Origin of the sequence: Ruminococcus bromii, from assembly GCF_002834225.1 — a bacterium.
Lineage (GTDB): Bacteria > Bacillota > Clostridia > Oscillospirales > Acutalibacteraceae > Ruminococcoides > Ruminococcoides bromii.
In genome coordinates this window covers 95,155-110,131 of record NZ_NNSR01000073.1, presented here as the reverse complement: position 1 = coordinate 110,131, position 14,977 = coordinate 95,155, and the positions used below count along the sequence as shown (strand labels likewise).

General features: G+C 39.8%; 16 protein-coding genes and 1 tRNA gene. 9 read left to right on the top strand and 8 right to left on the bottom strand.

The features are described 5' to 3' along the window. Positions 1-34: 34 nt before the first annotated feature. Entirely contained in the window at positions 35-2,728 is a 2,694-nt protein-coding gene (locus RBATCC27255_RS09270) for a valine--tRNA ligase (RefSeq protein ID WP_101029730.1), read from the bottom strand. Positions 2,729-2,943: 215 nt separating this feature from the next. Between RBATCC27255_RS09270 and RBATCC27255_RS09265 the strand changes: the two genes are divergently transcribed. Beyond that, positions 2,944-3,321: a hypothetical protein gene (locus tag RBATCC27255_RS09265; RefSeq protein WP_101029729.1), complete on the top strand. Its 378-nt coding sequence runs from the start codon at positions 2,944-2,946 to the stop codon at positions 3,319-3,321. A 109-nt stretch (positions 3,322-3,430) separates the two neighbouring features. Here RBATCC27255_RS09265 and RBATCC27255_RS09260 read toward each other — a convergent pair whose 3' ends face one another. After that, positions 3,431-3,769 (bottom strand): hypothetical protein, encoded by a 339-nt coding sequence (locus tag RBATCC27255_RS09260; RefSeq protein WP_101029728.1) that lies wholly within the window; start codon positions 3,767-3,769, stop codon positions 3,431-3,433. 114 nt (positions 3,770-3,883) lie between these two features. Between RBATCC27255_RS09260 and RBATCC27255_RS09255 the strand changes: the two genes are divergently transcribed. After that, the gene (locus RBATCC27255_RS09255) at positions 3,884-4,060 is read left to right on the top strand and encodes a hypothetical protein (RefSeq protein ID WP_015523241.1); all 177 of its coding nucleotides are present in this window, start codon (positions 3,884-3,886) and stop codon (positions 4,058-4,060) included. A 96-nt stretch (positions 4,061-4,156) separates the two neighbouring features. On the opposite strand, the gene RBATCC27255_RS09250 is transcribed toward RBATCC27255_RS09255, so the two are convergent. Next, entirely contained in the window at positions 4,157-4,711 is a 555-nt protein-coding gene (locus RBATCC27255_RS09250; protein WP_101029727.1) for an adaptor protein MecA, read from the bottom strand. Positions 4,712-4,940: 229 nt separating this feature from the next. On the opposite strand from RBATCC27255_RS09250, the gene RBATCC27255_RS09245 reads away from it, so the two are divergent. Beyond that, the gene (locus RBATCC27255_RS09245) at positions 4,941-6,476 is read left to right on the top strand and encodes an alpha-amylase family glycosyl hydrolase (RefSeq protein WP_101029726.1); all 1,536 of its coding nucleotides are present in this window, start codon (positions 4,941-4,943) and stop codon (positions 6,474-6,476) included. Positions 6,477-6,606: 130 nt separating this feature from the next. Here the strand turns inward: RBATCC27255_RS09245 and RBATCC27255_RS10520 are convergent, their stop codons facing one another. Further along, positions 6,607-6,765, bottom strand: a complete 159-nt coding sequence (locus RBATCC27255_RS10520; protein ID WP_169923318.1) for a hypothetical protein — start codon at positions 6,763-6,765, stop codon at positions 6,607-6,609. Beyond that, the gene (locus RBATCC27255_RS09240) at positions 6,755-8,197 is read right to left on the bottom strand and encodes a nicotinate phosphoribosyltransferase (protein ID WP_015523285.1); all 1,443 of its coding nucleotides are present in this window, start codon (positions 8,195-8,197) and stop codon (positions 6,755-6,757) included. The genes RBATCC27255_RS10520 and RBATCC27255_RS09240 overlap by 11 nt, the downstream gene beginning before the upstream one ends. A gap of 210 nt (positions 8,198-8,407) precedes the next feature. Here RBATCC27255_RS09240 and RBATCC27255_RS10515 point away from each other — a divergent pair, with 210 nt between their 5' ends. The 4 genes from RBATCC27255_RS10515 (at position 8,408) to RBATCC27255_RS09225 (ending at position 11,044) form a co-directional block, all read left to right on the top strand. Then, complete coding sequence (locus RBATCC27255_RS10515; RefSeq protein ID WP_015523284.1) at positions 8,408-8,575, top strand: hypothetical protein; 168 nt, start codon at positions 8,408-8,410, stop codon at positions 8,573-8,575. Positions 8,576-8,752: 177 nt separating this feature from the next. Then, positions 8,753-8,828: transfer RNA gene (locus RBATCC27255_RS09235), tRNA-Trp, on the top strand. A 226-nt stretch (positions 8,829-9,054) separates the two neighbouring features. Further along, complete coding sequence (locus RBATCC27255_RS09230; RefSeq protein ID WP_147640004.1) at positions 9,055-10,410, top strand: hypothetical protein; 1,356 nt, start codon at positions 9,055-9,057, stop codon at positions 10,408-10,410. Then, on the top strand, positions 10,388-11,044 hold the full coding sequence (locus RBATCC27255_RS09225; protein WP_101029724.1) for an NUDIX hydrolase: 657 nt from the start codon (positions 10,388-10,390) through the stop codon (positions 11,042-11,044). The genes RBATCC27255_RS09230 and RBATCC27255_RS09225 overlap by 23 nt, the downstream gene beginning before the upstream one ends. On the opposite strand, the gene RBATCC27255_RS09220 is transcribed toward RBATCC27255_RS09225, so the two are convergent. From RBATCC27255_RS09220 to RBATCC27255_RS10510, 3 genes are all read right to left on the bottom strand, one after another. Beyond that, positions 11,039-11,848: a tyrosine-type recombinase/integrase gene (locus tag RBATCC27255_RS09220; protein ID WP_101029723.1), complete on the bottom strand. Its 810-nt coding sequence runs from the start codon at positions 11,846-11,848 to the stop codon at positions 11,039-11,041. The genes RBATCC27255_RS09225 and RBATCC27255_RS09220 overlap by 6 nt on opposite strands. 108 nt (positions 11,849-11,956) lie before the next feature. Next, positions 11,957-12,343: a cysteine-rich VLP domain-containing protein gene (locus tag RBATCC27255_RS09215; RefSeq protein WP_101029722.1), complete on the bottom strand. Its 387-nt coding sequence runs from the start codon at positions 12,341-12,343 to the stop codon at positions 11,957-11,959. Positions 12,344-13,477: 1,134 nt separating this feature from the next. Beyond that, positions 13,478-13,660: a hypothetical protein gene (locus RBATCC27255_RS10510; RefSeq protein WP_169923317.1), complete on the bottom strand. Its 183-nt coding sequence runs from the start codon at positions 13,658-13,660 to the stop codon at positions 13,478-13,480. Positions 13,661-14,054: 394 nt separating this feature from the next. On the opposite strand from RBATCC27255_RS10510, the gene RBATCC27255_RS09210 reads away from it, so the two are divergent. Next, the gene (locus RBATCC27255_RS09210) at positions 14,055-14,471 is read left to right on the top strand and encodes a very short patch repair endonuclease (protein WP_101029721.1); all 417 of its coding nucleotides are present in this window, start codon (positions 14,055-14,057) and stop codon (positions 14,469-14,471) included. Next, positions 14,468-14,971 carry a hypothetical protein gene (locus RBATCC27255_RS09205; RefSeq protein ID WP_101029720.1) on the top strand — a complete coding sequence of 168 codons (504 nt, stop codon included), beginning with the start codon at positions 14,468-14,470 and terminating at the stop codon, positions 14,969-14,971. Before RBATCC27255_RS09210 ends, RBATCC27255_RS09205 begins: the two co-directional genes overlap by 4 nt. Positions 14,972-14,977: the final 6 nt, after the last annotated feature.

Here is a 14,977-nt window from a genome sequence, read left to right as displayed (position 1 = left end):
TTATAACTTTATTCTGTTTTATCGGATTGCCGAATTATTTGAGTGCGGCGATTGCGGCCTCGATAAGAGCAATCTGTTCCCTTTCCTTTGCGGCCTGTCCCTTAACCTTTTCTATTACAGCCTCGGGAGCTTTTGCAACAAAGCCCTGATTGTTGAGTTTACCCTCGCTCTGTGCAAGACGCTTTTTAACCTGTTCAAGTTCCTTGTTGAGTCTTGCAAGTTCCTTTTCCCTGTCAACGAGTTCGTCCATAGGAATGTAAATCTTTGCATCTGATGTTACAATATTTACAGCACCCTCAATTTCAAAGCTTTCTGCAACTTCAACCTCGCTTGCAGATGCAAGCTTCTGAATGAACTGTGTACCGTCCCTGAATGTGTCGGCAAACTTTGTTGCAACATAAACCTTTGCTTTTCTTGACGGCGGAACATTCATCTCTGCACGGCGGTTACGGATTGCACGGATTGCAGACATAATTTTTTCCATTTCATCCGATGCCTCGGGATAATTAAGCTCTGCGTTGTATTCGGGATACTTTGCGAGCATTACCGTTTCGCCCTCGTGAGGAATTGTCTGCCAGATTTCTTCTGTGATGTACGGCATAAACGGGTGGAGAAGTCTGAGAATTTGATCAAGCACATAAAGGAGTACCTGTCTTGCATTCTGAGCGTCCTCACCGTCACTTGAAAGTCTTGTCTTAACAAGCTCAATGTACCAATCGCAGTAGCAGTCCCAGATGAATTCATAAATCTTCTGAACTGCAATGCCGAGTTCAAACTTCTCAAGATTTTCGTTTACTTCTTTTGCAACTGTGTTGAGAGTTGAAACAATCCACTTGTCCTCTGTTGTGAGAGTTTTCGGAAGTTCATTCTTAACATCGTGGTCGTCAATGTTCATGTGAACATAACGGGATGCGTTCCAGAGCTTGTTTGCAAAGTTAGCGCAAGCCTCAACACGCTTGTCGGAATAACGCATATCGTTACCGGGTGTGTTGCCTGTTGCAAGGAAGAAACGGAGTGCGTCTGCACCGTATTTGTCAATAACTTCAAGCGGGTCGATACCGTTGCCGAGAGATTTTGACATCTTTATGCCGTTTTCATCTCTTACAATACCGTGCATAAATACGGTCTTGAACGGAGCAGAACCCATATTTTCACAAGCCGAGAAAATCATTCTTGCAACCCAGAAGAAGATGATATCATAACCTGTTACAAGAGTGCTTGTGGGATAGAAATACTCAAGTTCGGGAGTTTTGTCGGGCCAGCCGAGTGTTGAGAACGGCCAAAGTGCCGAACTGAACCATGTGTCGAGAGTGTCCTCGTCCTGATGAATGTGTGTACTGCCGCACTTACAGCACTTTTCGGGTGCGTCTTTTGCAACCATAACTTCGCCGCAGTCATCGCAGTACCATGCAGGGATTCTGTGTCCCCACCAAAGCTGACGGGAAATACACCAATCCTTGATATTCTCCATCCAATGGAAGTAAACCTTTTCAAATCTTTCGGGGATGAATTTTGTGTCGCCCTTGCGGACAACATCAATTGCAGGCTTTGCAAGCGGAGCCATTTTTACAAACCACTGCTTTGAAACCATAGGCTCAATTGTTGTGTGACAACGGTAGCAAGTGCCGACATCGTGAGTAAGATCTTCAACCTCTTTGAGAGCGCCGATTTCTTTAAGGTCGGCAACAATAGCCTCTCTTGCCTCCATTGTTGTCATGCCTGCATATTTTCCGCAGTCGAGAACCTCGGGTTCATTTTCGGCAAGCTGTCCCTTTGCCTTTAACTCGTTGTATTCTTCAACATCCTTTGCGCCTGTAAGGTGACCGTCATATGTAAAGCAACGGACAATCGGAAGATTGCAGCGCTGACCGACTTCAAAGTCGTTAGGGTCGTGTGCAGGAGTAATTTTAACAACACCTGTTCCCTTTTCCATATCTGCGTGTTCATCACAGACAATCGGGATTTCCTTGTTAAGGAGCGGAAGGATTACATGACAGCCGTGGAGGTGCTTGTAACGCTCATCGTCCTTGTTGACGGCAACAGCAGTATCACCGAGCATTGTTTCGGGACGGGTTGTTGCGATTTCAAGGTACTCGCCTGTTTCCTTAACCTGATAGAGCAGGTGCCAGAAATGACCGTTCTGCTCCTTGTATTCAACCTCGGCATCCGAAATTGATGTACAGCAATGAGGACACCAGTTTACCATACGGTTGCCACGGTAGATTTTTCCGTCATTATAAAGGCGAACAAAAACTTCTTTAACAGCCTTTGAACAGCCCTCGTCCATTGTGAAGCGCTCACGCTCCCAGTCACAGCTTGAACCGAGCTTTTTAAGCTGACTTGTGATTCTTCCGCCGTATTCCTTTTTCCATTCCCATGCACGCTTTAAAAATTCTTCTCTGCCGAGGTCTTCTTTGGTGATGCCCTCTTTACGCATTGCCTCAACGATTTTAGCCTCTGTAGCGATTGACGCATGGTCTGTACCGGGAAGCCAAAGTGCGCTGTAGCCCTGCATTCTTCTCCAACGGATAAGAATGTCCTGAAGTGTTTCGTCAAGTGCGTGTCCCATATGCAGCTGACCTGTGATGTTTGGCGGCGGCATTACGATTGTATAAGGTTTTTTATCTTTGTCAACCTCTGCATGGAAGTAGTTACCTTTCAGCCAGAAGTCGTAAATTCTGTCCTCAAACTCTGACGGGTTGTAGGATTTAGCAAGTTCCTTTGCCATAGTCATTACTCCTCTTGATTTATTGTTCGGATAAACCGAGTTCATATACCTTTTTATTATCTCATTTATGTACTGATTTGTCAATTATTCGCAAATAAAATGTAGCATATAATTTCAAATTTATCACATTTAAAGTTTGACGAATAAAGAGTTAAATGGTAAAATATATTGCATAAAAGGGAACAGGAACAAACAATTTCAAGGGTGTGTATTATATGAAAGTCAAGGTTATGTGCCTTGTGCTGTGTGCGATGGTTTTCGCATCAATTTTCTGCGGATGCGGAAGCAACAAAAATACCGAAATAATCGGCAAATGGGTACCGACAACAGCAAAGACAAACGGCGAAACAATTTCATACAGCGAACTCGGAGTTGACGAGGATCAGTTCGGGCTTGAATTTAAAGACAGCAGCAACTGCACCGTCACTCTTGCAGGGATTTCATGCGATTCAACATACACCTTCAACGGAACTTCCGTTGACCTCTCGGTAAACGGCACGGCATACAAGCTTAGCTATGACAGCGGAGTACTTACAATGGTGCTTGATTATGATAACGACAGAATCGAATTTTCGTTTTCCAAGCAAAGATAGTTTTGTAAATTTAAAATTAAAAATTTCGGTCGGGCAGCTGCTTTGCAAAATGCAAAGTTATGTTGCCCGACCGTTTTTTATATATGAAATTTTCGGTTCGTTTGCAACATTACTTATTTGCCAAAGCATAAACCTTAATCGGCACATTTTTTCTTTTGCAATTCTCTATAACAAACCGTGTTCCGTGTGACATACCGTCCCAAAATGCAATAACTTCATCGGCACAATCAATTATTTGCAAATTTCTTTTCAAAGGTGCTGACCACCCGTATCGTTCGTATTCGGGTAAAAATTCTTTTAGTTTAATATTATGTGTCTTAGCGTAATTTCTCGCACTTCTGTCAACACCAATAGCACCACCGCTTACTATTTCAGTTGTATTCCCAGGTAAATAATCGCCTAAATTATTCACTGTAATACTTCTTGAGCCTACTATCGCAATTTTCATTTTTTCACACTCCTAAAATTATGACACCATTATGACATCATAATAGCACCATTTTCGTTTTGACGCAATAATTACATTAAAATAGTGTCATAATAACATTTAGGAGTACCGATTATGGATGATAATATTTTACGATACACTCTGAGAGTTAACCGCACGCTTTTTCAGAAATTCAGATATGTTGCCGACTATGAAGGTCGTTCCGCAAATCGTGAAATTGAGCAGTATATAAAGCAAAGGGTTAAGTCCTTTGAAGAAGAACACGGCGAAATTGAAGTAAAAAAAGATTAAACATACGCATAGATTAACACCCTTTCGGAGTATTTCCGAAAGGGTGTTTTTTAATCAAACAAAACAATTTTCAACTTTCAATTTTCCATTTTCAATTTACACAAGAAACTTTCCTATCACCGCAACTGCGTCGGTATGGCACAACAGGTTTGCGTTTTCACGCACCCTTGCCGCTGCATTGCGGTGCTTTTGTCTTTCACCGTATTCTGACAACACCCGTATCATATGCTTCGGCAACGAAAAATAATCAAACACAAGGTAATAATTTCCCGACATTTCGTATGCGGAGCTTTTTCTGCAACAAATGTTACTGCGGTACAAAACCTCTACCGCATTCAGAAAATCAGACGCATTCGCCATTTTCCAGCACAGACCGCTGTCGGACTTTTTCAGCCTGTATTTTCGTTTTTTCGGATTTGCCGTAACGAGGATACAACATTCATTGCCGAACGAAAAGGCCTCTATTTTCACATTTTTACCGTTTGTGTCAAGCCCCGCCCTACAACAGGCAAGTCGCATAAGTCCGATAATCACCTTTTGATTATCCTCGTTTTCAAGGCTCATTTTTCCGAAATCAAGCTCAAAATTCTCCATATCCGATTCATCAAGCTTAATCAGCAGTTTATTATCACCGAGTTTGTCAACAGTCAAAATACTCCCTCCCCTAAATTCCGATACACATACATCTGTTTACATATTATGATGGACGGAGCATTTTTGCAAGTAAATATTACTGGAATAAAATTTGGCTGTTTTTTCACACATAATTGTCGAATATAGCGTATGCAATACAAAAAGGTTGCCAACATAACAATTTAATGCTACAATGTTGCCGTAAGATACAGCCACAGAAAATAAAAAGCGAAAGGAATGATTTTTTATGCCAAACTGGCTTAACGACGCTGTTTTCTATGAAATTTATCCGCAGAGTTTCTGTGATACCAACGGTGACGGAATCGGTGACATCGAGGGTATCATCAGCAAGCTTGATTATGTAAAAAGCCTCGGCTGCAACGCAATCTGGCTCAACCCGATTTACGATTCACCTTTTATGGATGCAGGCTATGATGTTCGCAACTACAAGAAGGTTGCAGAGCGTTACGGCACAAATGATGACCTTGTTCGTCTTTTCAACGAGGCTCACAAAAAGGGAATCAAGATTCTTCTTGACCTCGTTCCCGGTCACACATCAGACCAGCACGAATGGTTTTTAGAGGCCAAGAAAGCCGCAAAGAGCGAATATTCAAACCGTTACATTTTTACAAAGAGCGTATGGGACGCACCGCCGCAGTACCGTATGATGTGCGGACTTTGCGAGCGTGACGGCAACTATATGGTAAACTACTTCAGCTCACAGCCTGCTCTTAACTACGGTTTTCACGAAATCACACATCCCGAATGGCAGTTGCCGTGTGATCATCCCGACTGTCTTGCAACAGCAGAGGCTATGAAGGATGTTATGCGTTTCTGGCTTGACAAGGGTGCTGACGGTTTCAGAGTTGACATGGCTGACTCACTTGTTAAGAACGATGACGATAAAATTGCAACGGCAAAAATCTGGCGTGGGGTGCGTGATATGCTCGACAGGGAATATCCGAATGCCGCAATGGTTGCAGAGTGGTGCAATCCCGAAAGAGCAATCAACAATGCAGGTTTCCACATGGACTTTTATCTTGACCACTACGGAAACGGCTACAGCAGACTTTTCCGCTACGGTGAATTCGGCGATCAGGCTGTTTTCAATCCTAACGGCAAGGGCGATATTAAGGCATTTGCAGATGAATATCTCCCTAACTATGAAAAGACAAAGGACAACGGCTACATCAGCTTTATGACAAACAACCACGATATGCCGAGAGTTACGGCATATCTTGACAAAGAGGCTATCAAGCTTGTGAATGCATTCATTTTCACGATGCCGGGTGTTCCGTTCCTCTACTACGGTGATGAAATCGGCATGAGATACCAGAAAGGCATCGTAAGCAAGGAGGGCGGTTATTCAAGAACAGGCTCCCGTACTCCTATGCAGTGGAACAGCGGTAAGAACCTCGGTTTCTCAACAAGTGACGAGCCGTATCTTGCAGTTGATAAGAGTGCCGACGCTCCGACTGTTGAGAATCAGAAGGACGATCACGACAGCATCTACAAGGTTGTAACAGACATCATTGCACTTCGTCACAAGTACGATGACCTTAAAGGCAACGGTGAGCTTGAATTTATGTATGAAGAAGGCAAAATTCCTTTTGCATACAAGAGAGGCAACCTCGTTATGTACTTTAACCCCCTCGGTGAAAGTGCAGTAATGAACGCAAAATATACAGGCAAAACAGTATATTCCCTTGGCAACGCTGAATTTGCAAACGGCAAGGTAACAATGTCACCGCAAAGCTTCGCCCTCGTAGAAATTGACGGCTGATTAAATATAATTTTATAGTTTAAGCATAAAAACACCCTTTCGGAATTTACCGAAAGGGTATAATTTTTTAAAATATAACAAAGCGATCGTCACTTCGGTCTTGAAAAACGAAAAATGACTTTAAATGTTGTTATGGAACAACAGTCTTTTGAATATTGGGTGCGTCAACAATTGAAACAATACCGTCGCTGTTCACATCGTCCATCGGGAAAGTTTCGGCATTCTGTATTATATATGAATCAAAAAATGTTTCAACTTGCCATTGCAATTTACAAAAATCACTTTTCATAGATGTTGAGCAAAAGAGCCTTGATATCATAAAGCTTCTTTGAGAGGTCAACATAATAGTTATGCGGATTTTCAAAACGCTTAACCTCGTCCCAAAGAAGGTCAATCTGTTCACGGCAATAGGTTGCGATTTCCTCAATTGACGGTGACTCATACACGCACTTGCCGTTCTTGAAGATTGGCACAAGAAGCTCCTTTGCGGTATAGTTATCAAGCATTTTTGTTTTCCAAACTGCATTCGGATCGAAAATTGTTCTCGGCTTTGAATCGTCAACAACCTCATCATAAATGCAAAGCTCATCGGCAATAGCCTTGCCGCTGTCCTTGTCAAAGTAGCGATAAACCTTTTTGAAGTGCGGATTTGTAATCTTGGTTGTATTTTCGCTGACCTTGATTTTCGGCACAATTTCACCGCCGTCATTTTCAACAGCAACAAGCTTATAAACACCGCCGAATACAGGCGAGCTTGATGAAGTAATGAGTCTTTCACCGACACCGAATGTGTCAACCTGAGCGCCCTGCATCATAAGGTCACGAATAAGGTACTCGTCAAGAGCGTTTGACGCAGTAATTGTACATTCTGTAAGACCTGCGTCATCAAGCATTTTTCTTGCTTTCTTTGAAAGATAGGAAATATCGCCAGAATCAAGGCGGATTGCACACTTGGTCTTGCCCTGCGGAAGAAGAACCTCCTTGAACACCTTAATGGCATTCGGGACACCGCTCTTTAATGTGTTGTATGTATCAACAAGGAGAGTAGGATTATCGGGATACATCTCGCAGTAGGTTTTAAAAGCGTCATACTCGCTGTTGAACATCTGAACCCATGAATGTGCCATTGTACCGCCGGCGGGAACACCGTAAAGCTCGTCTGTAAGTGTGCAGGCTGTACCCTTGCAGCCGCCGATATATGCGGCTCTTGCACCGTCAACTGCGGCATTTGCACCCTGAGCACGGCGTGAACCAAATTCAAGTACGGCTCTGCCCTGGGCGGCACGGACAATTCTGTTAGCCTTTGTCGCAATGAGAGTCTGATGATTGATTGTGAGGAGTAGGAATGTTTCAACAAGCTGAGCTTCAATTGCAGGCGCTTTTATTGTCATAACAGGCTCGTTCGGAAAAATCGGAGTTCCCTCGGGAATTGCATAAACATCACCGCTGAATTTGAAATTTCTCAAATACTCAAGAAACTGCTCGTCAAAAATGCCCTTGCTCTTGAGATACTCAATATCCTCGTCTTCAAAATGAAGTTCCCTGATATATTCAATAGCCTGTTCAAGACCTGCCATAATCGCAAAACCGCCGTTGTCGGGAACTTTGCGGAAGAACACATCAAAATAGACATTCTTTTTATAAAAACCGTTTTTAAAATAGCCGTTTGACATTGTAAATTCGTAGAAGTCACACAGCATAGCCATATTTTCTTTTTTCATAATAATCACCTTGAATGAGATTGTATATTCTGTAACGCAGAAGTATAGATATAGTTTAGTCTTTTTTCGTCAATTTGTAAAGCGGAATTTGCACAAAAGCCGTTAAAATCCAGCCCTGCTGCCTATACATTTTTAATATCTCGGTTGACATTTTACCGCTTAAAGGTATAATTAAGTTATATCGAAAACAATCCACTCGGAGGTAAAAATATGAACAGCGAAAATAATAAACTCTGCCCATTCTGCGAAAGCGAAATGATGATTATTCAGGACAACCTCAACAACGGCAAGCCGTACCTTGAATGCCCCACCTGCGGACTCCGTTTCCAAATTGAAGGCTTCCCCGAAAATCCGCAGGAAATCAGAGAAACTGAGTGATTTGGTCTGAACATTTGTATTGCAAATATTGAAAAAATCACCGCTCGGCTCAAAATGTCAAGTTTCACAAAAATGTGTTGACAAATCGACTGAACGGTGATATAATATGTCTTGCGTTGAAATTTATAAGTAAGTTTGCAAAACTGACTTTCGTAATTTCATCGGTTAAATTAATATAGGGGTATAGCTCAGTTGGTAGAGCAGCGGTCTCCAAAACCGCGTGCCGAGGGTTCAAGTCCTTCTGCCCCTGCCAAGCAAAAACGGCTTAAACACTGCGTTTAAGCCGTTTTTTATATAAATAATCAGGTGGAGTGTGGTCTAAAATACCACTTTTTATGCTCAAATTATGTTTCAAACTTCTCAAACGGTCTCAAAAATTCCAACAAGTCCGTCTGTTACATCATCAAAATAGCATCAATAATCTTTTATATTGTATTTTCAAATTCATCAATATTAACACTTTAATGGAGGCTTTTTATTTGAATAGATATGTATATTTAAGCGATTTGGATTCTGTTTGCAATAGTCAAGAAGAAATTAAATATGCTTTAGATAAAACATTATATGAAAACATAGTTTTAAATGGAGATATTGTTGTACTATCCTTTAACCAACTGGCTGACTCAAATTTCATTATATCATTTTTGAATGATAATGTAATGAAAGAGGTTTTGATAAATCTTTTTGAATGTGGAAGAATTGTAGTATCAAAATATAAATCTAAAGACATAATTATTTCATCTGCTGTCAGATATATAATGCAACAAATAGACAAACAAATCAAATCCTTAGAATTATCTGAAAATAACGATTTTATTTTTTCTGCTATTAACTGCCTAAACATAGAAAATAATAAACAAAAGATAATCATATTAACGATATTAAAAGAAACACTTATCTATAACGACTTAAATTATCTTTGTAAAGAACTGGGTTCTAAAAGTTTGTCGAATGAAATAGATATTTCCGAAAACGATATCCTACTGCTAAAAAACTACGCTGAATTTTTAGTTAGGATAAGTTTAGGCAATATTAGTTACATAGATGAAAAAACTGAAAAAATTACTAAATTTACTGAATGTGTTGATATAGCTTGTTCGGTTTTGAAAAGTACAGATTTAGATGTATATAAAGAATTATCTGCGTTAAAGGAAAAAATCTCATACCAAGAACAATCACGCTCTAAATGGATAAAAGAACACAATAAGAATATTAAGGGGCTACAAGAGGTTGAAGCAGTAATAAATACTTGTTATAACTTGGCTGTTGAAAGCAGTATTTCTACTATTATTTCAATTGATGATACAGAAGATAAAGAGAAGTATTTTTTAAAAAGATATAACCAAATACTAAATAACTATCAATTAAACAATCATCAATATTTTTCATCTAAGCAAAAAGATGAATTGTATGAATTTACTGATACTCAGAGAGAATACTGGGAAAGTGCAATTCGTATTATCAAAAATGAGAATTTCAATAACAACAGTAATAGTTCTTGGCAAGAAAACATTAAAGAATATAGAACAGCACGGAAAACCCGTTACTTTATTGTATGGCTGCTGACATTGTCAATACTTTATTTTTCAGGACAAGTAATTGATGTAACACTTGATACATTTACTGGTTATGTGAGTATTTCGGGAATCATACTTGATATTATTGCGATAATTTTTGGCGATGCTGTTGGATATTTCTTGAAGGTTTCAAACTTAATTGAGTTATTTTTTGATAAAAAACAAAGGTTTGACATGAGAAATTGCAACAATATTGTAAAACACAAATACTATGATAAGGAGGTCCCAAAAGTATATGTCGCTAACAACAATAGATAAATATCTTAATTTAGTACATACTCGACCACAGTCTTTTACTCAAGGAAAATTGAAAATAATCACAAACAAAAGCATTCTTATGAAATATGAAAATCAGAACAAATGTGACCTTGGATTATTATATGAGAGTACATATCATTTATTGGTTAAAGATTTAGTAAGTGATGGCAATAGTTATTTTGCTTACGAAAGAATAATTAAACAAAATTCTGACAATGCTGTTGTAATAATTCCTATATATCAGGGTAAATTTGTATTACTAAACCAATTTAGGCATTCTATGAGAGATTATCAGCTTTGTTTCCCGCGAGGTTTTGGAGAACCCAATCTCTCTATTAACGAAAATGCCATTAAGGAGTTGCGTGAGGAATTGGGAGTTAATGCTTTATCATGCTCCGTGATAGGTAAGGTAATTGCAGATAGCGGATTGTGTGGTGAAAAAGTAAATATTTGTCTTTGCAAAATCACAAAACCAAAATTAATGTATAACTATGAGGGTATCAACAATATTAAAATTACAAATACTAAAGGATTAGTTTCATTAATTAATTCTGAAAAAATTAATGATGGCTATACTCTTTCTGCCTTTAGCTTATATATTGCACAAAAGAATTTTAAATATAATCATTTATAATTCAAACCCATCCGTAATTCCATTAAGCTTTGTTAAATCTCTTTTTACATAATACATCTCTGTAATCTCTGATGTGGTGTGACCGAGCAAATCTGCAACCTGTCTTGGTGTGAGGGATTTTATTGAACCGTTAGGTTGCTTTATGCCGTTTACGAGGTTTGTTGCGAAGGTGTGGCGGAGTGAATGTAAGCCTTTGGTTTCTATGGCTGTGGCTTTGAGGATTCTGTAATAGCGTTTGCGGAAGTTGACAGGTCTGGTGAAGTTGCCTTTTTCATCGGGTATCAGCGGTGAGTCCTCTCCGAAGTAAAATTCTTTTCTCAGGTCGAGTATCATTTCGATTGCAGTATCGTTCAGCGGAACATCCCGCTTGCTTGTGGCACTTTTGAGCTTGCCGACTTTTACTTCTCGTCCTTTTTCTGCTGTTACACCGTCACGCTTTGAGATTTCCTTTACACCTCTGTTAAGGTGCATTACACGATTGTCAAGGTCAATGTCGCTGTTGAGAAGTCCGAGCACCTCGCCTGTTCTCAAACCGGTATTCAGCATAAGAATATATGCTGCGGCTTGCTGATATTTTCTCTTGCCGTTTGAGAATGTACTAAACGCTTCATCTTTAAATATTTTAATCTCTTCCGGCGTGAATATCGTTATGGTTTCGCTCGTCGGAAGATTTTCTTTGTCCTGCGCTTTCATTTCAAGTATTCCGGTAAACTCTCCTGCTTCTTCCATCATCTGATAGTCCGAGGTGTCGATCATCATTTCTCTCATCTCAATGAGCGAGAATACTTTTGCGTTGTCGTTCATTTGGTTCTCCTTTCTACTTCTCGAAAAGAAAAGTTTTTGCCGCCCATATAGGTAGGTGTTTAAGATAAACTTCTTCTTTTTCGGTTAGTTATTTTTTTATTTGTCTATTTAGTTATTTATATATAGGAGCTGCTTCTGACGTTCACGTTCACGTTGACGGCGCTTTCGTTCGGCTGCCTTCTGCCGCTTGATTCGTTCGGCGCACTTGTCGCAGTAGCGTTTGTTGCGAGCCTTGGAATAAAAGCGTAAGCCGCAGCTCTGGCAGCGCTTGTAATCGTTGTCGCAGATTAGCACCCGATACAGCTCCTTGTCGAGAGGAAGCACAGCGTCCTTGAAATGGTTGCAGAAAATGTGATACTTGGAAATCAGCTGCACACAGGTGTGTGTTTCTCCGTCGTCGAGCAACAGACAGTTGCCGTCCATACAGTTGCAGCACTCCCGCCTGACCAAGCGGCTGACCTTCCGAAATTGTCCTGCCTTAAATTCAATGAGCATTTGACCTCCTTTCCTGTCACGCTTAATAAGTCCGAAAATGTGGTGGGTAATATAATTTACTCTCCTTCGTGCTTTTTGTCGCTCAGAGGTCGCATTATGAGCGGCTCGTGAGCCTTAAAAAGCGTGACATCAAACTGTATGTTATGTGTCACACTGCCAAAGCGTACTTTCCTGACAGGCAATCCTGCTCGACGCTGTGTCGTCAGCTTTCCGGCTGCGCTCGCTCCGTAGAGGTCGTGGCGGTTTATCCTTCGCTTGGCAGCTATTCAGTTGTAGGTTTATTTTTGTGGACATCGCCTCCTTCCAAAAATGCCCTTCACCCTATACGCAAAAAAGTCGGGGCAAATATAAGCCTTTTTCAAAAAAAGTTTTTGAAAAATCTGTTTTTTAAAAGAGCTATTCGGTTTTTGTTGATTATTCAGTTTTGTTTTTGTCCTCCATATATAAGGGAATGGGAGCGTTCAAAAATTAACCATAATTGGACAATTTTTTTAATTTTGTAGCTTTGCATAAATTCGGTGTATTGTTTTTGTGCAATTTTTTGTTTAGAAAAAGCCCTTCACTTATATGGACAAAATGAAGCCTTTTGGCAGGGTGTTTTTCAAAAGTTCTTTGATAAATCTGCGTTTTGCACAAAAGCGAGGTTGTGTTTTTGTGCAATGTTCTATTGTGTTGGTTTTCTCAAATATCATCAGACATCTAACACTGTCACGCTTAATAAGTCTGAAAATGCGGTTGGTAATATAATTACTACCCTTCGGGCGTTTCATCGCTCAGAGGACGCATACAGAGCGGCTTGTGAGAACTTAAAAGCGTGACATCAAACTGTATGTTGTGTGTCAGCACTGCCAAAGCGTACTTTCCTGACAGGCAATCCTGCTCGACGCTGTGCCGTCAGCCTTCCGGCTGCGCTCGATCCGTAGAGGTCGTGGCGGTTTATCCTTCGCTTGGCAGCTATTCAATTGTAGGTTTGCTTCGGTGGGCATCACTTCCTTTCAAAAAGCCTTTCACTTATATGGACAAAATGAGACCTTTCGGGGGGGTTATCAATAATTCTTTACTAAATCTGCGTTTTGCACAAAAGAGCTATTCGATTTTTGCGCAGTACAACGAGTCGCATATTAACCCCTCCACTTATCCCCACTGGGAGAGGAAAAAAACGAACCCTAATAAGGAAACTTTTTTATTTTTATAGCTTTGCACAAATTCATCACCCTGTTTTTGTACAATATTCAGTTTTAAAAAATCCCCTTCACTATTACCCACTGGGGAGCGGATTTTGTTACCCCATTTTGAGAAAAAATTATTTTCTCTCACTTATACCTAATGAGAGAGGTCATTTTTGAAGTCTTTTTTGAAACTTTTTCAAAAACCCTTCACTTATTTGGAATGGGAAGGGGTATTTTGCAACCCCAAACTAACATTTTTCCTCACTTGTTCATGAAAAGATGTATTCGATAAAAAATTATCCCCTCACCCTTAATGCAAAAAAGTCCTGCAAAATATACACCCTATCGAGAAAAATATTTATAAAAATATTTGCCCCTTCACCTATACCCAATGGGAAAGGTCATTTTTTAAGTCTGTTTCAAAAATTTTTGCAAAAAAATAACGCCTGCTGAAAGCAGACGTAAAATCATCATGTTTAAAGGTTGATAAGACAATTCAAATATGATAAAATAAAAAGATAAACTGACAAGAAGTGACACGGATGGACAATCATACTCCGGAGCAACGTCGCCGTAATATGAAAGCGGTAAAAAACAAAGGCTCCAAAATCGAAACAATGCTGCAAAAAGAATTGTGGCACAGAGGTTTACGATACAGAAAAAACGCTAAAACCGTTTACGGGAAACCCGATATAGCCTTTATCGGCAAAAAGGTTGCCGTATTCTGTGACAGCGAGTTTTTTCACGGATATGATTGGGAAAACAAAAACAAAGAGATTAAGTCCAATCGTGATTTTTGGATACCTAAAATCGAAAAGAATATGCAACGTGATCGTGAGGTAACCGAAAAGCTCACATCCGAGGGATGGATAGTATTAAGATTTTGGGGTAATGAGATCAAAAAAGACTTGTTAGGCTGTGCCGATAAAATAGAAGCAGCTGTTAGGAGTATAAAATGAAGTGGTCATATTTTCCGAGAAACCAAAGAATAACAGATGACTTACTTAATGTTATTGATGTATTTAATCGTAACAACAATCATATTAATTCGTCTGAACACAAATTAAAAAGCGATGAAGTATTGCATTCGATAGCAAACGGACTTGAAGAAATTGGATATTCCGTTGAAAAAAGTAAGCGTGACGAAGATAAGATCAAAATGCCTGTATTATACGGCGAATGCGGTAAACCATCACTAAACTTTGAAGCAGATGCATTTAATCCATGTAATAATATTGTTATTGAAGTTGAAGCCGGCAGAGCAGTAACAAACTATCAGTTTCTGAAAGACTTCTTTGAATCGTGTTGTATGGACGACGCCGACTATCTATGCATCGCAGTAAGATTACTGTACAGAAAGAATGACGACTACAAAAAAGTCTGCGAATTTTTTGATGCTATGTATGCCAGTAATAAGTTTTCTATTCCTTTAAAAGGAATATTGATTATCGGATATTAAATGGAG